General features: G+C 61.4%; 15 protein-coding genes. 5 read left to right on the top strand and 10 right to left on the bottom strand.

Annotation, left to right across the window (positions count from 1 at the left end; genetic code table 11):
• Window positions 1-38: 38 nt before the first annotated feature.
• Window positions 39-2,666: an ATP-dependent chaperone ClpB gene (gene clpB / locus CSV91_RS08510; protein WP_099432532.1), complete on the bottom strand. Its 2,628-nt coding sequence runs from the start codon at window positions 2,664-2,666 to the stop codon at window positions 39-41.
• A gap of 885 nt (window positions 2,667-3,551) precedes the next feature.
• Here clpB and CSV91_RS08505 point away from each other — a divergent pair.
• Together CSV91_RS08505 and CSV91_RS08500 are read left to right on the top strand one after the other, a co-directional pair.
• Window positions 3,552-4,199, top strand: a complete 648-nt coding sequence (locus tag CSV91_RS08505) for a hypothetical protein (RefSeq protein ID WP_099432531.1) — start codon at window positions 3,552-3,554, stop codon at window positions 4,197-4,199.
• Window positions 4,200-4,340: 141 nt separating this feature from the next.
• On the top strand, window positions 4,341-5,009 hold the full coding sequence (locus CSV91_RS08500) for a hypothetical protein (protein WP_099432530.1): 669 nt from the start codon (window positions 4,341-4,343) through the stop codon (window positions 5,007-5,009).
• A 264-nt stretch (window positions 5,010-5,273) separates the two neighbouring features.
• On the opposite strand, the gene CSV91_RS08495 is transcribed toward CSV91_RS08500, so the two are convergent.
• The 5 genes from CSV91_RS08495 to dnaK all read right to left on the bottom strand — a co-directional run bounded on the left by CSV91_RS08495 (window position 5,274) and on the right by dnaK (window position 12,312).
• Window positions 5,274-7,574 (bottom strand): hydratase, encoded by a 2,301-nt coding sequence (locus CSV91_RS08495; RefSeq protein WP_099432529.1) that lies wholly within the window; start codon window positions 7,572-7,574, stop codon window positions 5,274-5,276.
• 437 nt (window positions 7,575-8,011) lie between these two features.
• Window positions 8,012-8,428 carry a heat shock protein transcriptional repressor HspR gene (locus tag CSV91_RS08490; protein ID WP_006235210.1) on the bottom strand — a complete coding sequence of 139 codons (417 nt, stop codon included), beginning with the start codon at window positions 8,426-8,428 and terminating at the stop codon, window positions 8,012-8,014.
• A 72-nt stretch (window positions 8,429-8,500) separates the two neighbouring features.
• Complete coding sequence (locus CSV91_RS08485; protein ID WP_099432528.1) at window positions 8,501-9,466, bottom strand: DnaJ C-terminal domain-containing protein; 966 nt, start codon at window positions 9,464-9,466, stop codon at window positions 8,501-8,503.
• Window positions 9,467-9,574: 108 nt separating this feature from the next.
• A complete protein-coding gene (locus CSV91_RS08480) occupies window positions 9,575-10,417 on the bottom strand; it encodes a nucleotide exchange factor GrpE (RefSeq protein ID WP_099432527.1) in 843 nt (280 codons plus the stop codon).
• A 2-nt stretch (window positions 10,418-10,419) separates the two neighbouring features.
• Window positions 10,420-12,312 carry a molecular chaperone DnaK gene (gene dnaK / locus CSV91_RS08475; RefSeq protein WP_099432526.1) on the bottom strand — a complete coding sequence of 631 codons (1,893 nt, stop codon included), beginning with the start codon at window positions 12,310-12,312 and terminating at the stop codon, window positions 10,420-10,422.
• A gap of 595 nt (window positions 12,313-12,907) precedes the next feature.
• On the opposite strand from dnaK, the gene CSV91_RS08470 reads away from it, so the two are divergent.
• Window positions 12,908-13,093, top strand: a complete 186-nt coding sequence (locus CSV91_RS08470; RefSeq protein WP_006235216.1) for a DUF362 domain-containing protein — start codon at window positions 12,908-12,910, stop codon at window positions 13,091-13,093.
• 140 nt (window positions 13,094-13,233) lie between these two features.
• On the opposite strand, the gene CSV91_RS08465 is transcribed toward CSV91_RS08470, so the two are convergent.
• From CSV91_RS08465 to nadA, 4 genes are read right to left on the bottom strand one after another with little or no spacing between them, the layout of a single operon-like run.
• Complete coding sequence (locus CSV91_RS08465; protein WP_099432525.1) at window positions 13,234-13,779, bottom strand: transcription repressor NadR; 546 nt, start codon at window positions 13,777-13,779, stop codon at window positions 13,234-13,236.
• Entirely contained in the window at window positions 13,779-14,639 is an 861-nt protein-coding gene (gene nadC, locus CSV91_RS08460) for a carboxylating nicotinate-nucleotide diphosphorylase (RefSeq protein ID WP_099432524.1), read from the bottom strand. The genes CSV91_RS08465 and nadC overlap by 1 nt, the downstream gene beginning before the upstream one ends.
• 3 nt (window positions 14,640-14,642) lie before the next feature.
• On the bottom strand, window positions 14,643-16,019 hold the full coding sequence (locus CSV91_RS08455) for an L-aspartate oxidase (protein ID WP_232049597.1): 1,377 nt from the start codon (window positions 16,017-16,019) through the stop codon (window positions 14,643-14,645).
• A gap of 56 nt (window positions 16,020-16,075) precedes the next feature.
• A complete protein-coding gene (gene nadA / locus CSV91_RS08450; protein WP_099432523.1) occupies window positions 16,076-17,101 on the bottom strand; it encodes a quinolinate synthase NadA in 1,026 nt (341 codons plus the stop codon).
• Between the two features lie 291 nt (window positions 17,102-17,392).
• Here nadA and CSV91_RS08445 point away from each other — a divergent pair, with 291 nt between their 5' ends.
• Window positions 17,393-18,115: a LytR/AlgR family response regulator transcription factor gene (locus tag CSV91_RS08445; protein ID WP_099432522.1), complete on the top strand. Its 723-nt coding sequence runs from the start codon at window positions 17,393-17,395 to the stop codon at window positions 18,113-18,115.
• On the top strand, window positions 18,115-19,392 hold the full coding sequence (locus CSV91_RS08440) for a sensor histidine kinase (RefSeq protein ID WP_099432521.1): 1,278 nt from the start codon (window positions 18,115-18,117) through the stop codon (window positions 19,390-19,392). The genes CSV91_RS08445 and CSV91_RS08440 overlap by 1 nt, the downstream gene beginning before the upstream one ends.
• The last annotated feature ends 67 nt before the right edge of the window (window positions 19,393-19,459 follow it).

Genomic DNA, 19,459 nt, shown 5'->3' with positions numbered 1-19,459 from the left:
TTTGCGATGAGGGGCGGTTTAAAGCCGGCCCCAAAAATCTACTCGGCGTCGGGCACCTCGTAGGTGGCAGACGGCGTGTTATCGCACACGACGGTAAAAGCACCGTCCTTGTCGACATCGACCGTCACCTGATCGCCCTCGCGCACCGTGCCGTCGATGATAGCGGCCGCGATGGCATCCACGACCTCGCGCTGGACCAGACGCTTGAGCGGACGAGCGCCAAAGACCGGGTCCAGGCCGCCCACGGCGAGCATCTGCTTGGCCGCCGGGGTGATGGCAAGCGTCATGCGCTCCTTGGCCAGGCGTGCGCGGACATCGGCGAGCTGGATATCGACGATCTTCTCAATCTGCGCCATGCCGAGCGGATGGAACACCACGATATCGTCGATACGGTTGAGGAACTCGGGGCGGAAGGTCTGAGCCATGGCCGCGTCGACCTGATGGCGCATCTCCTCCTCGTCCTTACCGGAAAGCTCGGCGATAGCCTTGGAGCCCACGTTAGACGTCATGATGATGATCGTGTTCTTGAAGGACACCTGACGACCCTGGCCGTCGGTCAGGCGGCCGTCGTCGAGCACCTGCAGCAGCACGTTAAAGACATCCGGATGGGCCTTCTCCATCTCGTCGAGCAAGATTACGGAGTACGGACGACGGCGCACGGCCTCGGTGAGCTGGCCGCCCTCGTCGTAACCCACGTATCCCGGGGGCGCACCGATCAGACGCTGGACGCTGAACTTCTCCATGTACTCGGACATGTCGATACGCACGAGCGCGCGCTCGTCGTCGAACAGGCACTCGGCAAGCGCCTTGGCGAGCTCGGTCTTGCCTACGCCGGTGGGGCCCAGGAAGAAGAAGCTGCCGATGGGCTTGTCCGGGTCGGAGAGGCCCGCACGGCTGCGGCGCACGGCCGCGGCCACAGCGGACACGGCCTCGTCCTGGCCGATGACACGCTTATGCAGCTCGCCCTCCAGGCCCTTCAGCTTGTCGAGCTCGCCCTGCATCATCTTGGACACGGGCACGCCGGTCCAGGCGCTCACGACCTCGGCGATCTCATCGGAGGTCACCTGCTCGTTGAGGCCCTCGCCGTCCTGCTGCTTTTGTGCCTCGAGCGCAGCCTCGGAATCCTGAATCTGCTGCTGCAGGCCCGGAATCACGGAGTAGCGCAGCTCGGACGCACGGCCCAGATCGCCATTACGCGTCGCGCGCTCCTCTTCGCTCTTGGCCTCGTCAAGCTGGCCCTTAAGCTCCTGTACGTGGTCGATGGCGTTCTTTTGGTTGAGCCAGCCGGCCTTTTGCACGTTGAGCTTTTCTTGGACCTCAGCGATCTCTTGGCGCAGGGCCTCCAGACGCTCCTTGGAGGCGTCGTCGGTCTCCTTCATGAGCGCCTGTTCCTCGATCTGCAGCTGGGTGAGCTGACGCGTGGTGGCGTCGATCTCGACCGGCATGCTGTCGAGCTCCATGCGCAAGCGGCTTGCCGCCTCATCGACCAGGTCGATGGCCTTGTCGGGCAGGAAGCGGTCGGCGATATAGCGATCGGAGAGGTCGGCAGCTGCCACGAGCGCACTATCGGTGATATGCACGCCGTGGAAGATCTCGTACTTCTCCTTAAGGCCACGCAGGATGGAGATGGTGTCCTCGACGGTGGGCTCGCTCACCATCACCGTCTGGAAACGACGGGCGAGTGCCGCGTCCTTCTCGATGTACTTGCGGTACTCGTCGAGCGTAGTCGCTCCGATCGCGTGCAGGTCGCCACGGGCAAGCGCCGGCTTCAGGATGTTGCCGGCGTCCATGGAGCCCTCGGTGGCACCCGCGCCCACGATGGTGTGGAGCTCATCGATGAACAGGATGACCTTGCCCTCGGACTTTTGTACTTCCTTGAGCACGGCCTTCAAGCGGTCCTCGAACTCGCCGCGGTACTTGGCGCCGGCGACCAGCGCGCTCATGTCGAGCTCGATGAGGTCGCGATCGCGCAGGGTACTCGGCACGTCGCCGGCCACGATACGCTGGGCAATGCCCTCGACGATGGCCGTCTTACCGACGCCCGGCTCGCCGATGAGCACGGGGTTGTTCTTGGTGCGGCGGGACAGGACCTGAATGGTACGGCGGATCTCGTCGGTACGGCCGATGACCGGGTCGAGCTTGCCGGCGCGGGCCAGATCGCAGATGTTGCGACCGTACTGCTCCAACGCCTCAAACTGAGTCTTGTCCTCGGCAGACGTCACGCGGTCATCGCCACGCAGCTCCTCGTAGACCTGCTCGATACGCTCCTTGGTGACGCCGGCGTCGCGCAGTACACGACCAGCCTCGCCCTTGTCCTCGGCAAGCGCCATCAGCAGATGCTCGGTCACCACAAAGCTGTCACCCATCTTGGTGGCCTTCTTCTCGGCCTTCTCGATGACACGGACGAGCTCATTGGAAAGGCCCATCTGCTGGCCCTCGCCCGAAACCTTGGGCGCGCGGTCGATGGCATCCTGCGTGGAGCGTGCGAGCTGGGCCGGGTCGGCGCCGATGCGCTCGATGATCACGGAGATATTGCGCTCGCCGGCACCGAGCAGGGCGGACAGCAGGTGAATCGGCTCCACCGCGCCGGCCTGCGCGTCGGCAGCCGTGCTCATGGCGGTCTGCAGCGCCTCGCGCGACGTCATTGCTAGCTTATCGATTCTCATGGAATCACCTCTCTTGGGGCGGCCGCCCTACGGGGCGGCTTCACGTTGTTCGAGAAGTATTGTTGCCAGCTTTGCGCGATCTTATACATAAATCTAAGTCTCTATGTATAAGATTTTCTGAGTGATTGATGGATAGGGTACTGAGATGTCAGCCCGCCGCTGCCCAGGCGCACTTCCATCTCGATCTGTAACATCTAGCAGCCATTTTTGATCCTAGATGTTACAGATCGAGATGAAATGACTAGCGGCGCCCGTTTGTCTCAATTTGTAACATCTACTCGGCAAATTAGGGTCTAACTGTTACAGATCGAGACAAACAGAAGACACCCGAATCGAAAATCTCAATCTGTAACACCAGGCCCACTTTTAGCGGCCAAGATGTTACAGATTAAGACGAATCGAGCCGCCACAAAGGTGCCTGTCCCCTTTGTGGCGGTCCAGAGAAGAATCAGCCCCGATTAAAAGAGGAGGCATCAAGCCCAGTCTACGTTTGGCGAACCCAAAACCCAACGAGGACGCAGCGATGGAATCGAGAACCGACAATAGCCCGTTCGCACAGATAGAGGCGGAGATTCAAGGTCAGAGTCCGGCTTAAAAGGCTTAGCTATCGCGCGTCACAACGTTCTCGTCGTCCTCCCTATCGTATTTATAGTGCTTATAGTGAAAATAGTGAGTTTAGTGAGAATAGTATCGCTCAAGACTCGTGGACTCAATTATTGACCTCTCGCCTAGAATGAGTGGGGCAAATATTCCTATTAGAGGTCAAATCGAAGCCAAATAGGGCCTTTTCGCCCCTCCATTTCGACCGATCGCTTTCTTTTGAATATTGTCGTAAGCTGGTATCACTTATCTTAATGAATGCATACTGTTTGCGAGGTACCCGCCGTGAAACGCTCCACCTATATCGGTCTGCTCGTCTTAGCGTTTGCGATTACCGCAGTCGGCGTAGGAATTATCTATCTCGCATTTCTCCCCGCCTCTGCGACGCAGGCGGCGGTTGAGACCGTAAGCTATCCCATCGAGCTCCTCACCGATATCGTCAAACCCGATTCGATCACCGTCGATTTTGACGGTACGCCCGCAGCGCTTGGGGTCAGCAACTATCCCCGTATCGAACTTGGGGCCAGGCGCTACACCAAAGATGAGCAGCTTATCGGCGAGGCAACCAGTTTACTCAAAGGCAAGACGTTTAAGCGGTGGTACAGTGCCGCAACATATCGAGCCAAGAATGGCCAAATGGTTGGCGGGTATCATTCGACCCTTGAGCTCGATGCGGCAAACGGGAGCAGATTGTGCAACGTCTCATACGACCCCGGCTACGTGGACAACGAAGGGCCGGGAGTCTATATCTCGGATGGCAACGTGATCTACGTCATGGAAGGCGACCAGACGGCAGTCGTCGATTTTATGGATCGGTGTACCGAGGATGCCTACGAACAAACTTGCGAGCCCGATCCACAGACAGCGCGCGACAGTGGCTCAGCACGCACTTGGCTATTTGACGATGAAATAACCTGGGCCCCATCGAAATAAGGACCCGCCGGGCAGGCACCTTTGCGGTGGTTCTCGGTTTCGACGGCCAGCTGTCACACGTTATGAGATTAAAATTAAATTGTTAGCTGAGATTATTCATTTGTCATTGAGCTTGCCTGCTCTTTGTCTCGAGGAGCGCATATGAAGCCGCCTCATTCCACCGGTCGCAACGTCATCGCCATTCTCGCCATACCCATCGTGATGCTCTTCCTTATCGTCGCCACGCCCTTTTCCCTTGGTATCGCCTCGCCCTTCGATTTATGCGGAATGGTCGACGCCGGCTCGCGTGCCACCTCGCTCTCCTTTATCTGTCGCGGCGTGTTCTACGAAGATGGAATTCCCACCGGAATTTGGCGGTCAAAGTTACCGCTGCTCGGTCAGATCGACGGACAGTCTCCCTATTTCTGCCTTGAACCTCAGACGATGAATTATTTGATCGACGACCAGCCGCTTTCCTCCGTCACCCTCGTCTACGACTACATGCCAAACGCCGACGAACGCCATATGAACCAAGTCCTCAACAAGCTGCTTGTGCAGTGCGGGCTCACCGAGGAGGCCGGTCGAACCATCGATAGCGACCAGCAATTAAAGCGAACAGAACTCCGCCGTGTCGGAAAAATCAAAGGTCGAAGTGGGGCCGCCTACTGGCAGGCCTGGGCAATACGCGACAAGAGCGAATTCGGGCACAGCACCTATACGGTCACCGTCTACACCAAAGACGGAATCGGGGACAATATTGACGATTTCGCGTCATCCAAACTCGGCATCCCCAAAACAACCAAACCCGCCAACCCGGATGAAATTCTGTAGAGCCGCCCATTAACATGCCGCTCACCGATCACAACAACATCGAGCTCGTCCCCACCACCACAAAGGTGCCCGCCCCCTTCATGGTGGTTTTCGACAAAAAGAAGCCGCCCCATTAACAGAGGCGGCATCAAGCAGGTCTATTTATTAGCGTCCCTCAAGACCCAACGAGAACGTCGCGGTAGCCCCGGCCACACCTTTCCTTCGGGCGACCCTCGCGAAGCGCGTGAGCACGAGGGAAAGGTGTGGCAGGGGCGTACAGCAGCGTTACTCGGCAGCGGCCTTGAACTTGTTGTAGTTGATCAGGCAGCCGGCCTTGACGATGGCACGTTCTTCGGCCGTCATATCGGCAATATAGAGCTCAATCTGCTCGACCGCACTGTCGGCGCACACCACGTAGGCAGCAATGTTCTTGAGGTCGCCATCGAGCGCGGCACGGATACCCGGCACAAAGACGTAGTCGCCCACCTCAAAGTTGGGCTCGGCCTCCATCTGGAAGGGCACCATGCCCCAATTCATCACGTTGGAGCGATAGCGCTTGGTGGCGTACTCGTGGACGATGTTGGCCAGGCCGCCGATCACGCGCTGGCAGCTCGCAGCCTGCTCGCGGGCAGAACCGTCGCCCGGCTTCTTGGCGTAGAGCATGGAGCCGTACTCGGTCGCCTTGGCATCGGCCGCGACACCCGCGCCGGCCAGCGCCTCAAACACACCAGCAAGCTCGGCATCGAGCGCCGCCAGGTCGCCTGCGGACTCACCGGCAACGCGGCGCTTTTCCACCGCATCGACCTCCTTGGAGCGGCCCACGTAGGCCGGATCGCGACGGCTCAGCGTAAACTCGGCCAGGCCCAGCGGGTTGGAGCGGAAGGAGCTCGTCTCGCCCGAGGGAATGAGCTCGTCAGTCGTGGTGACCGGGTCCATGATCTTGGAGCACACCTTGAGCAGGATGTCGTCGCCGAGCGGCTCCATCGCGGGCCACGGCTTGATATTGGGACCCTCGACCAACTCGTCGGCAGGCTCCGCCTTGCCAAAGCCCCAGTACACGCGCTTTTTGTACGGCGCGTCATCAAAGGTGTACTCGCAGGCCTCGTCCCAGGTGTCCTCGGGCAGGTCGGTCGCCGGCGTCAGGACGCCGCCGTTGGCAGCCGTCGCCGCAATGGAGCGGGCGTCCATCAGGGCCACGGCGCTCAGCTGGCCATTGCCCGGCTTGGAACCCTCGCGGTTGGGGAAGTTGCGCGTGGTGTGGCGGATCGAAAGGCCGTTGTTGGCGGGCGTGTCGCCAGCGCCAAAGCACGGGCCGCAGAACGCCGTGCGCACGATCGCGCCGGCCTCCATAAGGTCGTAGATATAGCCGCGACGCGTGAGCTCGAGCGCCACGGGCTGGCTCGTGGGATAGACCGACAGCGAGAACTCGCCGCAGCCGGTGTTGGCACCCTTGAGTACGCGGGCAGCCTGGACCACGGAGTCGTAGTTGCCGCCCGAGCAGCCGGCGATAACGCCCTGCTGCACGTGCAGCTTGCCGTCGACGATCTTGTCGAGCAGGCTAAAGTGCGTCTTGCCCTCGCCGATCTTGGCGGCCTCGAGCTCCACCTCGTGAAGGATGTCCTCGAGGTTCTCATTGAGCTCGTCGATCTCAAAGCCGTTGGAAGGATGGAACGGCAGGGCGATCATGGGCTTGATGCTCGACAGATCGACCTCGACGCAGCCGTCGTAGTAGGCGACATCGGCGGGCTTGAGCTCGCGGTAGTCGTCGCCGCGACCGTGCATGGTCAAAAACGCGTGCGTGTCCTCGTCGGTTGCCCAGATGGAGGAAAGGCAGGTGGTCTCGGTGGTCATGACGTCGACGCCGTTGCGGTAGTCGGTCGTCATGCTCGAGATGCCGGGGCCCACGAACTCCATGACCTTGTTCTTGACGTAGCCCTTGGCAAAGACGGCGCGGATGATGGCGAGCGCCACGTCGTGCGGACCAACGCCGGGGCGCGGGGAACCCGTGAGGTAGATGGCGACGACGCCGGGGTAGGCGACATCGTAGGTGTCGCGCAGCAGCTGCTTGGCCAGCTCGCCGCCGCCCTCGCCCACGGCCATGGTGCCCAGGGCGCCGTAGCGGGTGTGCGAGTCGGAGCCCAGGATCATCTTGCCGCAACCGGCAAAGTTCTCGCGCATAAAGGAGTGGATGACGGCGATGTGCGGCGGGACGAAGATGCCGCCGTACTTCTTGGCAGCCGAGAGGCCAAAGACGTGGTCGTCCTCGTTGATGGTGCCGCCCACGGCGCACAGCGAGTTATGGCAGTTGGTGAGCACGTAGGGCAGCGGGAACTGCTCCATGCCCGAGGCGCGCGCCGTCTGGATGATGCCGACAAAGGTGATGTCATGGCTCGCCATGGCATCGAAGCGAATCTTGAGCGCCTCGGGGTCGCCGGACGTATTGTGTGCCTGGAGGATCGAATACGCGATGGTTCCGCGCTTGGCATCCTCAGGCGTCTGCGTAATGCCGCGCTCAGCAGCCTCGGCCACAGGCACAACCTCGCTACCGCCGCGCAGGTAGATGCCGTCCTCGTACAGCTTGACCATACTGTCTCCCACTCTGCCCAAAACGATTTGGGCGCATAGCATACATTCGTTCAATATCGTGCCATAGAACGGTTGCGAGTGGGTTACGAATCTGCACGTTCACTTTATCTCAGTAAAGCACAGGACGAGCCCCTTGCACTACTCTCTTGACAAGGAGTGTCCCAAAGTGCCGGCACAAAAGGAACGTCCCCAAGTGCCAAGTGCCGCAAGAGTGTCCCCTTTGACCAGTCATTTAAGAACGTCCCCAATGACTACCGTGCCGCACTCCGGCAACGCCGATGTTTTGGCGCGGACAGCGAAAGCCCGCCAGAGCGAGCAAGGTGACGTGAAAGAGGAGGGAAGCGTACTTCGGTACGCGACCGACGATTGAACGTCAGATTGCCGCACTGGCGGGCTTGCAGCGTCGAGCCGTTACGCGGTTTGGAAAAACCGCGTAACTACAAATCCCCGCCGGCGCCCAGCAGCTTGCGCATGACTTGCTCGGGGTTAACCGAGCCGTCACGCGGGGCCAGGGCGGTGATCTTCTTCTGCATCTTGTACTCGTGCAGCTCGTCCTCGAGCTGGCGCACGCGAGCACGGAGTTTTTCGTTCTCGCGCTCGCGCTCCTCGGCGCGCTCCTTCATATCGAGGATGCGCACCACGCCGGCAAGGTTGATACCCTCGTCGGTCAGCTGGTTGATGAGCTCCAGGCGCTCGATATCGGCACGCGAATACAGGCGCGTGTTGCCGCCCGAGCGCTGGGGGTTCACCAGGCCCTTGGACTCGTAGACGCGCAGAGTCTGCGGGTGCATGCCGGTCAACTCGGCCGCCACGCTGATCATGTACAGCGGTTTGTTCCTATTGTCCTCGGCCATGCTACCTGACCCCTTTCCGTCTCGTTATCGTCCATCATAAGCCCGCGGGCGCGGGTGTGCGCCACGACCGCCCTAGTACGTCGCCTTGTAACGGTTGACCTTCTCGCGATAATCGCGCGTGTCGGCCTCGCGCAGCTTGGTCATGGCATCGCGCTCGTCATCGGATAGGTTCGTGGGGACCTGCACCTTGATCTCGACGAGCAGCGCGCCTGTGCGGCCACGGTGCTTAACGTCGGGCGCACCCATCTCCTTAAAGCGGAACTTCTTGCCCGTCTGGGTGCCAGCGGGCACTTTCAAACGGACCGTCGCACCGCCGGGCGTGGGCACGTCCACCGTGCAGCCGAGCGCCGCCTCGTAGACCGAGACCGGTACCTCCATGGTCACGTCGGCGCCTTTGCGCTTAAACAGCGGGTGCTCCTCCACATGCGTGGTCACGACCAGGTCGCCGCGCTCGCCACCCGCAACGCCATACTCGCCGCGACGCTTGTAGCGCAGCTTGCCGCCGTCGACCGCGCCCGCGGGCACCGAGACCGTAATGGTCTGCTGCTCGCCTGTCGAGGGAATGCGATAGGTGACCTTGTGCGTCACGCCGCGAAACGCGTCCTCGGCCGTCACATCGACGGTCAGCGACAGGTCGCCGCCCTTGCGCGCGCGGCTGCGACCCGCGCCGGCACCGGCAGCGCCCGCAGCCCCGGCAAAGCCCGAGCCCCAATCGCTGCCCCAGGCGCCGTTGCCGCTAAAGATGCTGTCGAAGATATCGCCCCAGCCGCTGGCGCCCGCGCCGGCACCGTAACCGCCGCTATACGCGCCGCCCGCGCCCGGCATGCCGCCAAACATGAGCATCTGGTCGTACTCTTTGCGCTTCTTCTCGTCCGAAAGCGTCTCGTAGGCCTCGCTGATCTCCTTGAACTTGGCCTCGTCGCCGCCGGCATCGGGGTGATATTTTTGCGCGAGCTTGCGAAACGCGCTCTTGATCTCTTTGTCGGAGGCGCTCTTGGATACGCCCAGGATGTCATAGAAGGTTTTGCCTGCAGCCATCGTAGCTCCTCTCCTGTTACGTCCGCCGTCCATGCAGACGGCGGCTCATGCTTTCATATGGCACTAGGCCAGAAAGGGCCCCGGGTGTTGCCCCGGGGCCCTTCTCAATTACTCCTCGGTGCTCTCGGCCGTATCGGCCGCGGCATCCTCGGGCGCCGCTTCGGGCTCCGGTGCGGGGCGCTTCTCGCCACCGTAGGTCACCGTCACCATCGCGGAGCGCAGGATGCGGTCCGCCATGCGGTAGCCCTTCTGGTACACGTCGTTGACGGTCTCGTCGTACTGCGATGCGTCCTCGACACGCCCCACGGCCTGGTGCTCGAGCGGATCGAACGCCTCGCCCTTGGGGTCGATGGGCTCAACGCCCTCGTGCGCAAACACATCAAGCAGCTTGGCATGCACCGCATCGACGCCATCGACGAACTGCTTAAAGTCGTCGGAAAGCTCTTGGCTGCGGGCATGGTCGATCGCGCGCTCGATATCGTCGATCACCGGCAACAGCGCGGTGACAAGCTTCTCGGTCGCGCGGTCGCGCTCGGCGATGCGCTCGTTGGCGGTGCGGCGACGGAAATTCTCCCAGTCGGCCTGCAGACGGGCGGTGCGCTCGGTGGCGTCCTTCGCCTTGTCCTCGGCAGCCTTCTGAGCCTCTGCCGCAGCTTCGAGCTCATGACGCACGTCGGCAAGCTCCTTTTGGGCCTGCTCGAACTTGAGCTTAAAGTCGTTGTCGGCGGCTTCCTCACCGGCGCGGATAGCGGCTTCCACCATCTCGTCCTCGGTCATCGTCGCCTCCTTGTTGGAATCCTCTACCTGGTTCTCGGCAGCCTCGGCGGCCTCGGCCTCGTTGGCCTCGGTATCGTCGACGGCCTCTACGGGAATCTTCACGTCCTTCTCCTCAGAGTCAACGGGGGCGGCTCCAGCGGCGGCCGCCTCCGTGCGAGCTTTACGGGCGGACATGATTACTTGTCCTCGTCGTCCACAACCTCGTAGTCGGCGTCGACCACGTCATCGTCGGCAGGCTGGGTGCCGGCGGCACCGTCGGTCTGCTGCTGAGCGTCGGCGTAGACAACCTGGGCCAGCTCGTAGGCCACGGACTGCAGGGACTCGCCAGCGGCCTTGATGGCCTCGACGTCAGAGCCCTCGAGCGCCTTCTTGGCGTCGGCAATAGCGGCCTCGGCCTTGGACTTCACGTCGGCGGAAACCTTGTCGCCCAGCTCGTTGAGGGTCTGCTCGGTGGAGTAGCACAGGCTGTCGGTCTGGTTGCGAACCTCAACCTCTTCCTTCTGCTTCTTGTCCTCCTCGGCATGAGCCTCGGCGTCCTTGACCATACGATCGACTTCGTCGTCGGACAGAGCGGTGGAACCGGAAATGGTGATCTGCTGCTCCTTGCCGGTGCCCTTGTCCTTAGCGGAGACCTTGACGATGCCGTTGGCGTCGATGTCGAAGGTGACCTCGATCTGCGGCACGCCGCGGCGGGCAGCCGGGATACCGGTCAGCTGGAACTTACCGAGCGACTTGTTGTCGCGGGCAAGCTCACGCTCGCCCTGGAGCACGTTGATCTCGACGCTGGTCTGGTTGTCGGCAGCGGTGGAGTAGACCTCGGTCTTGGAGGTCGGGATCGTGGTGTTGCGGTCGATCATCTTGGTCATGATGCCGCCCATGGTCTCGACGCCCAGCGACAGCGGGGTTACGTCGAGCAGCAGGATGCCCTCGACGTCACCGGTGAGCACGCCGCCCTGGACGGCAGCACCGTCGGCAACGACCTCGTCGGGGTTCACGGACATGTTGGGCTGCTTGCCGGTCATGGTCTTGACGAGCTCCTGGACGGCGGGCATACGGGTGGAGCCGCCGACGAGGATGACCTCGGTCAGATCGGAGAGCTTAAGCTTGGCGTCGCGCAGGGCGTTGGTGACAGGCTGCTTGCAGCGCTCGAGCAGGTCGCGGGTGATCTTCTCGAACTCGGCGCGGGTCAGCGTATAGTTGAGGTGCAGCGGGCCGGACTGGTTCATGGTAATGAACGGCAGGTTGATGGTGGTCTGCTGGGCGGCGGAGAGCTCCTTCTTGGCGTTCTCGGCGGCCTCCTTCAGACGCTGCAGGGCCATGGGGTCCTGACGCAGGTCGACACCGTTCTCCTGCTGGAACTTATCGGCCATCCAATCGATGACGCGCTGATCCCAGTCGTCGCCGCCCAGGTGGTTGTCGCCCGAGGTGGACAGAACCTCAAACACGCCGTCGGCGAGGTCGAGGATGGAGACGTCGAAGGTGCCGCCGCCCAGGTCGAAGACCAGAATGCGCTGGTCGGTACCCTGCTTGTCCAGGCCATAGGCCAAAGCGGCAGCGGTCGGCTCGTTGACGATACGCTTGACGTTGAGGCCGGCGATCTTACCGGCATCCTTGGTGGCCTGACGCTGGGCGTCGTTGAAGTAGGCCGGGACGGTGATGACGGCGTCGGTGACGGTCTCGCCCAGATACTTCTCGGCGTCGGCCTTCATCTTTGCGAGCGTCATGGCGCTCACCTGCTCGGCGGTGTAGTCCTTGCCCTCGATATCGACGACGGCACGGCCACCCTGGCCCTCCTTGACCTCATACGGCACGGTCTTGATCTCGGAGGTGCACTCGGAGTACTTGCGGCCCATGAAGCGCTTGATGGAGAACACGGTGTTCTTGGGGTTGGTGACGGCCTGGTTCTTAGCGGCCTTACCCACGACGCGGTCGCCGTCAGCACGGAAGCCAACAACGGACGGGGTGGTGCGGTCGCCCTCGGCGTTCACGATAATGGTCGGAGAACCGCCCTCGAGGACGGCCATAGCGGAGTTAGTAGTACCAAGGTCGATACCAAGAATCTTACTCATTAGAAATTCCCTCTCTCTTTTGCGTTCGCGCCGCCTCGACGGTCTGTCGCGCGGCGCTTCGGCTTGTCTTTCAGGATGTAGTGTATCCCCTTATGGGCCGGAATATACAAAATCTAAGTCAATTCATATAAGATTTCTTATCTCTGAGAGTTTAGGTTCTCAAATGCGCAGGTAGATGCACTGTTTGAGTTCTCGGCAGATCTATTGAGATCTATGTAGAGATGGCTGAGGTTTGGGTCCGAAGGTGCCTGGGGCTGCCTTGCGGAAAGGGTATCCCGGTCTGAGCGCGAATTCTGGGACACAGTTTCCGCCGGGCGGTCCAACCGGAAGCTGCGACCCGTTTTTCGGCCAAATAACGGGATGCCCTTTCCGCAGGCGCACTTAATAGCTCAATATTTCAAGTCACCTATAGCTAACATTTACGCAGCTCAATGGCCCCACCTGCGTGTTTTTTAGTAAACCTTGGCATACTCGGCGAACGGTATGAAGATGCCGGCCAGAGGGTATTGCAAACGGTCGCTCCCGTGGTATGTTTTTGCCCGAATCAAACCGGCGCGCATCGTCTGTAGCGTCGGTCAACAGAGAGGAAACTACCATGGCTCATCCCGTAATTGATGCCGACGAGTGCATCGCTTGTGGCGTTTGCGTCGACTCCTGCCCCGCTGGCGTTCTGGAGCTCCAGGACGTCGCTACCGTCGCTGACGAGGACTCCTGCGTCGCCTGTGGCGCTTGCCAGGACGCTTGCCCCGCTGGCGCGATCACCGAGATCGTCGAGGAGTAATAACTCCCCCACTTGCACACTCACAAGTACACCGTGCACAAAAAGGAGGCCTCCGCATCGCCGCGGAGGCCTCCTTTTTTGTGCGGATAACCAATTAGGCACCGTCGCAGGTTGCCGCTTAGGGGCGTTTGCAACGTCGGCTACGATAGATCGTCCTCGTAAGGCATTAAATCGGCAAGGTAGCCCTTCTCCTTGAGTATGGCCTCGATCTCGTCGAGGGTCTGCTCGTCTTCCGCCGCAATGCGATGGAAGTGATAGCCGCTCGTCACCGTCAGCAGTGGGAAGCTCTTGCCGCTCTCGATATCGTGCAGGTAGCGCTCAACATCGCGACGATTGCGGATGTCCAGGTCGGCCGTGATCTTACCGTACACGCGGTGATTGACGATCACGTTGAGCACGGCGCCACCGGCGTCGACGATACTCGTGAGCTCATCGCCTGCCTGCTCCACGCTGTGGCGAACCTTGACCAAGCGCGTGGGCACGGCGGGGCTGCTGGGGGCCTCCTGCAGCACATAACCACGGTTGGTCGCCACGATATCGTGCCCATCGGCACGTAACAGGGCAATATCCTGAACCACGACCTGACGGCTCACGCCAACCTCGCGGGCAAGCGCGCTGCCCGAAACGGGCTCCGTGGCTCCCTCGAGCACGCCCATGATGGCACGGCGACGCTCACGGGCGTCCATTATTTACCGTCCAACAGACGCAGGTGCTTGAGCGAGAGGTCGAGAATCGGCGCAGAGTGCGTCAACGCCCCCGAGCTAATAAAGTCAACGCCTAGGTCGGCGAGCGCGCGGATATTGTTAGCGTCCACGTTGCCCGAGCACTCGGTCTTGGCGCGGCCGGCGATAAGCTCAATCGCGGCAGCCATGTCGTCGTGGGTCATGTTGTCGAACATGATAATGTCGGCACCGGCCTCCACGGCCTCGCGTACCATGTCCAGGTTCTCACACTCGATCTCGACCGTCGTGGTAAACGACGCGTGGGCGCGCGCCATTTCGATCGCACGCATCACACCACCGGCGGCGTCGATGTGGTTGTCCTTGAGCATGACGGCCGTCGACAGGTTGTAACGGTGGTTGCTGCCGCCGCCGATCTCGACCGCGGCCTTCTCGAAAACGCGCATGCCCGGCGTGGTCTTGCGCGTATCGACGAGCACGGTCTTGGTGCCCTCGAGCACCGCGGCCATTCTGTGCGTATAGGTAGCGATACCGCTCATGCGCTGCAGGTAGTTGAGCGCCACGCGCTCGCCCGAAAGCAGCACGCGCGCATCGCCGCGCACCTGGCCCACGTGGTCGCCGGCGTGAACCTCGTCACCGTCGGCAACATCAAACAGCACCGAGCTCTGCGAATCCAGCAGCTCGAAGGTGCGAGCGAACACATCAAGTCCCGCGATGATGCCATCGGCCTTGGCGATAAGCTCCACCGTGGCGGGACGCGCCGTGGGGCACACGCTCGCCGTGCTCACGTCCTCAAAGGTAATGTCCTCGCGCAGAGCCTGCAGAATCAGATCATCGACGACGAGCTTCATGGTAATGGGATTCATGGTCTACTCCTCCACGGCCTGCGTGCCGGCGGCACGGGCCAAATCATCGATTGCCAGGGTGTCGGCACTCAGGGCGCGATGACGGCCATCGAGCGCGGGATCGCCCGCCTGCTCCACGGCCAGCGACTCGCCGGTACGCATGTACCACGCGGAGCGACGACCCCAGACCAGCGCCTCGAGCAGGCTGTTGGAAGCCAGGCGATTCTTGCCGTGCACGCCGTTGCAGGCCGTCTCGCCGGCGGCGTAGAGCTCGGGCATCGAGGTGCGGCCGTCCTTGTCGACCCACACGCCGCCCATAAAGTAGTGCTGCGTAGGCGTAACGGGGATGGGCTCGTCCAAGATGTCACGGCCGTCCTCCAGGCAGCGTGCGCGAATGTTGGCAAAGTGCCCGGTCACTACATCGCGCTCGACGGGGGCAAAGCTCAGCCACTCGTGCTCGGTACCGTCCTGCTTCATCTGCTCGCGAATAGCGGCGGCGACCACATCGCGCGGCTGCAACTCGTCGGTAAAGCGCTCACCGGCGGCGTTGAGCAAAATCGCGCCCTCGCCGCGGCAGCTCTCGCTGATCAGGAAGGTGCGGCCCGGCTGCGGCGAGAACAGTCCCGTGGGGTGGATCTGCACGTAGTCCAGGTGCTCCATCTTAATGCCATGCTCCTGAGCGATGTAGCAGGCATCGCCCGTGAGCTGCGGATAGTTGGTCGAGTGGTCGTATACGCCGCCGATGCCGCCCGTTGCCCACAGCGTGTGACGGGCATGGATCTTAAACGGCTCGCCGGCATGCGCGCCCTCAGCGGCATTTATCAGCTCGTCGGCGGGACGAACCGAGTTGTCCTCGTCCACGGGAACGGCGACGACACCGGCACACACCGTGGCGCCATCACGCTCGCCCGTCAGGATGTCGGTCATGGCAACGTGTTCGAGAATCTGCACGTTGTCCAGCTTGCGGACAGCCTGGAGCAGCTTGGTCGTAATCTCCTTGCCCGTAATGTCGGCATGGAAGGCAATGCGGGGGCGGCTGTGCGCACCCTCGCGGGTAAAGTCGAGGCTGCCGTCGGCCTTGCGCTCAAAGTCCACGCCCATCGCCAGCAGGTCGTTGATGACCGAGCGGCTCGAGCGAATCATGATGTCGACGCTCTCGCGGCGGTTCTCGTAGTGGCCGGCGTGCATGGTGTCCTCAAAGAAGGCATCGTAGTCCGAGCCCTCGGGCAGCACGCAAATGCCGCCCTGCGCGAGCATCGAATCGCACTCGTCGACAGCGCCCTTGGAGAGCATGATCACGCGCATGCTCGTCGGCAGGTTGAGAGCCGCATACAGGCCCGCTACGCCGCAGCCGGCAATAACGACGTCGCACTTCATGTCGGGGTATTGTTTGGTTTCCACAGGAATCCTCTCCCTTGTAATGTGGCATAAGGGACCGTCCCTCATGCCACATTGTTCTAGCGCGCTGCGTACTCGAGCATGCGGTCGAGCGTGAGTTTGGCCTGGTCGGTGGCCTCGTCCGACATGCCGATCTGCACCTCGCCCTCGCCCGTCTCCAGGCAGCGCACGAGCTTTTCGAGCGTGATGAGGTCCATGTTGACGCAGGTGGGTTGCACCGCGGGGAAGTAGAACTTCTTGCCGGTGCCCTGGCAGCGGCGCTCGAGCTCGTAGAGCACGCCGCGGACCGTCACGATAATGAACTCGCTCGCGTCGGACTCCTCGGCATACTTGATGATGCCGGCGGTGGAGCCGATGTAGTCGGCCTCGGCCAGGACGTCGGCCTTGCACTCGGGGTGCGCCAGCACGAGCGCGTCGGGGTGGGCCTCCGTCGCGTCGACGATCTGCTCGACGGTGATGATGTGATGGCGCGGGCAGTAGCCGTTGTTGAGGATGACGTGCTTTTGCGGCACCTGCTCGGCTACAAAGCGGCCCAGGTTTTGGTCGGGAATGAACAGGACATGCTGCTGCGGCAGCTCGGACACGATCTTAACGGCGTTGGAACTGGTGACGCACACGTCGCTCCAGCTCTTGATCTCGACCGTGGAGTTGACGTAGCAGACGACAGCCAGGTCGTCGCCGTACTCGGCGCGCGCCGCGTCGACCGTCTCGCGCTTAACCATGTGTGCCATGGGGCAGTCCGCGCCCGGCTCGGGCAGCAGCACGGTCTTAGTGGGATTGAGCAGCTTGGCGCTCTCGCCCATAAACTCCACGCCGCACAGCACGATGGTCTGCTGCGGCAGGCTCTTGGCAAGCTTTGCCAGATAGAAGCTGTCACCGACGTAATCGGCCACAGCCTGGACCTCGGGCGCCACGTAATAGTGTGCCAGGATCACCGCGTCACGTTGGGTTTTAAGTTGCTGAATGGCCTCGACGAGCTCTGCGGGCACCAATGCCGCGCGCTCCGTTGCCGTCGTTGCCGATGCCAGGCCGGCCGCAATGTCGCGTGCAAGCTCCGACGCATCCATGTTCGCGCTCTGTGCCATCAAGGCCCCTCTCTTTTGGCGAATCTTGGGGCTTTAGTATGACACCTAGGTTTACAGCTGACAAGACAGCTGTAAACCTAGGTGTAAAGTTGAAATAAAGATTCAATCATGCGGCAGGCCCATTTTCGAACTGGCAAGCTGAGGATAGCCGAGCTCTCGATAGCGCAGGAGGCATCTTTCGTCACCGCAATACCGCTCGGCACGAGTTGCGCACCATGAGGCACGAACGGGCGCTCCCCGCGAGCGGCACGCGCCCAATGTGGCAAAATCGAATTACTAAGGGGGCTCAGAATGCTCAAGATTATTGCCTGCGACGATGATGTCGCTTTTCTAGATAGACTGCACCGGATGATCGACCGTTGGTCGACTGAGACGGGCACGGCGGTCGATGTTGCGCTCGTCACGCGCGGCGAGGACCTGCTGGCTCGCCATGCCGCATCGCGCGCCGACATCATCCTGCTCGACATGATCATGCCGCTCGTCAACGGCATGGACACCGCGCGCGAATTGCGCCAGGCCGATACCGCCGTGCGTCTGGTGTTCCTTACCTCGTCGCCCGAGTTTGCACTGGAGTCCTACGAGGTCCGCGCCTTCGACTATCTGCTCAAGCCCGTGACTTACGAGCGCCTGACGCAGTTACTCGACGAGCTTTCGAGCATGCGCCCGGCGGCAACCGACGAGCTCGTGATCAAAACGTCCTTTGGCTACCACGCCCTGCGCCTGTCCGACATCGAATATGCCGAGGCGCGCAACAAGCACGTGGTCTTCCACCTGCGCGACGGACGCGATATCGAGGCACTCGAGTCGTTCCGCAGCGTCGAGGACCGTTTGGCGCAAAATGCCACCTTCTTTAAATGCCACCGTAGCTACCAGGTCAACTTGCGCAACATCGACCACTTCAATCGCACGGACATCGTCATGCGCTCCGGCGTGTGCATTCCGCTGTCGCGCAGCAGCAAGCAGGGGTTCCAAGACGCCTACTTTGCAGTGCGCTTTGAGGGTGGGAGACACTGATGGTCTCCTCGGTCGAAATGGTCCTTTGGGCAATCCACCACGCCACAACGCTACTCTTTGGCGTCTTTGCTTCGGCGGCGTTGTGCGGTATCGAAATCAATCGACGCCATGCGCTCGAGTTGGTGGGGGTCGGAGCCGCAACCGGCGCTGCCTTTTCGATCGCCAATGTCGTTGGCGGAGAGCTTTTTGCCCGTCAGGTCTATCCGCTCGTCGTGCACTTGCCGCTTACCGTCTACCTATGCGCGCGCTACCACTTGAGTCCGCTGCTCGCGACGTTGGGCGTCACCAGCGCCTATCTGAGCTGCCAGTTCAGCAATTGGATGGGCATCGCCGCATTTGCCGCAACCGATTCTCAGATCGCGTACTATCTGGCACGCATCGCTACCACGCTCGGCGTCTTTGCCGTCCTGCTGCATTGGGCCGGCGACATTGGACCCCGCCTGGCGATTAAAAGCCCCACCGAGCTGGGCATCCTTTTAATCCTGCCGCTCGTCTATTACATCTTTGACTACGCCACCAACGTCTACACCACGCTGTTCCACTCGGGCTCGGTGGTGACGGTTGAGTTTTTGGCATTTGCGCTCTGTGCCTTCTATCTTATGTTTCTTGCCGTTTACCTGCGCGAATACGAAGAAAAGGAAACCGCCGAGCGAGAGCGTTGGATGCTCGAAACCCGCGACAGCGCCGCCATCAAAGAGCTCGAGGCTTGGCGTCAATCTGGACGCGAGCTGTCGGTTCTTCGCCACGATATGCGCCACTTCCTACGCGGCCTGGCCGCTTTAATTGAGGAGGGCCACACCGACGAGGCGCTCAAACGCATCGACGAACTCTGCGAAGCCGGCGACCGCACCGCCGTACGCCGCTTCTGCGCCAACGAGACCGTAAACATCGCGCTTTCGTCATTTAACTCGGATATCAATAGAAACGACATTACCGCCAACCTGCGCGCCGCCGTACCCGAAACCATCCACGTAGGTGACGCCGACCTGTTTAGCGTGCTCTCAAATGCCTTGGAAAACGCTATCACCGCCGCAAGCGCCGCACCCCAAGGAAAGCGATTCGTCGACCTTGACCTGCGACTTGAGGACGGCCAGCTGTTGCTGTTAGTCTCCAACACGTTTGACCGCGCGCCGCGCATGGTCGACGGCATGCCCGTGACCCAGCATGCAGGCCACGGCTTTGGCACCAAGAGCATCAAACTTGCCGTGGAGCGCATGAACGGCAACTGCCAGTTCCGCATTAACGGCGATCGATTTGAGCTGCGCGCTGTGATGTAAGGGCGCGGGCGCGACGGATTTGCGTTCCGCGGGTACGGCTCGCCCGCTCGGGGTCGTTTGTCGACGC

The sequence above is a fragment of the Collinsella aerofaciens genome (assembly GCF_002736145.1).
In the GTDB taxonomy this organism is placed as follows: Bacteria; Actinomycetota; Coriobacteriia; order Coriobacteriales; family Coriobacteriaceae; genus Collinsella; species Collinsella aerofaciens_A.
Note: the sequence above shows the minus strand (reverse complement) of the source record. Positions and strands in the feature narration are given on the sequence as shown.

What these genes read in the sequence shown, in the direction of transcription:
- clpB (WP_099432532.1), bottom strand. Translation starts at nt 2,666, where the DNA reads ATGAGAATCGATAAGCTAGCAATGACGTCGCGCGAGGCGCTGCAGACC.
- CSV91_RS08500 (WP_099432530.1), top strand. Translation starts at nt 4,341, where the DNA reads ATGAAGCCGCCTCATTCCACCGGTCGCAACGTCATCGCCATTCTCGCC.
- CSV91_RS08495 (WP_099432529.1), bottom strand. Translation starts at nt 7,574, where the DNA reads ATGGTCAAGCTGTACGAGGACGGCATCTACCTGCGCGGCGGTAGCGAG.
- CSV91_RS08490 (WP_006235210.1), bottom strand. Translation starts at nt 8,428, where the DNA reads ATGGCCGAGGACAATAGGAACAAACCGCTGTACATGATCAGCGTGGCG.
- CSV91_RS08485 (WP_099432528.1), bottom strand. Translation starts at nt 9,466, where the DNA reads ATGGCTGCAGGCAAAACCTTCTATGACATCCTGGGCGTATCCAAGAGC.
- CSV91_RS08480 (WP_099432527.1), bottom strand. Translation starts at nt 10,417, where the DNA reads ATGTCCGCCCGTAAAGCTCGCACGGAGGCGGCCGCCGCTGGAGCCGCC.
- dnaK (WP_099432526.1), bottom strand. Translation starts at nt 12,312, where the DNA reads ATGAGTAAGATTCTTGGTATCGACCTTGGTACTACTAACTCCGCTATG.
- CSV91_RS08470 (WP_006235216.1), top strand. Translation starts at nt 12,908, where the DNA reads ATGGCTCATCCCGTAATTGATGCCGACGAGTGCATCGCTTGTGGCGTT.
- CSV91_RS08465 (WP_099432525.1), bottom strand. Translation starts at nt 13,779, where the DNA reads ATGGACGCCCGTGAGCGTCGCCGTGCCATCATGGGCGTGCTCGAGGGA.
- nadC (WP_099432524.1), bottom strand. Translation starts at nt 14,639, where the DNA reads ATGAATCCCATTACCATGAAGCTCGTCGTCGATGATCTGATTCTGCAG.
- nadA (WP_099432523.1), bottom strand. Translation starts at nt 17,101, where the DNA reads ATGGCACAGAGCGCGAACATGGATGCGTCGGAGCTTGCACGCGACATT.
- CSV91_RS08445 (WP_099432522.1), top strand. Translation starts at nt 17,393, where the DNA reads ATGCTCAAGATTATTGCCTGCGACGATGATGTCGCTTTTCTAGATAGA.
- CSV91_RS08440 (WP_099432521.1), top strand. Translation starts at nt 18,115, where the DNA reads ATGGTCTCCTCGGTCGAAATGGTCCTTTGGGCAATCCACCACGCCACA.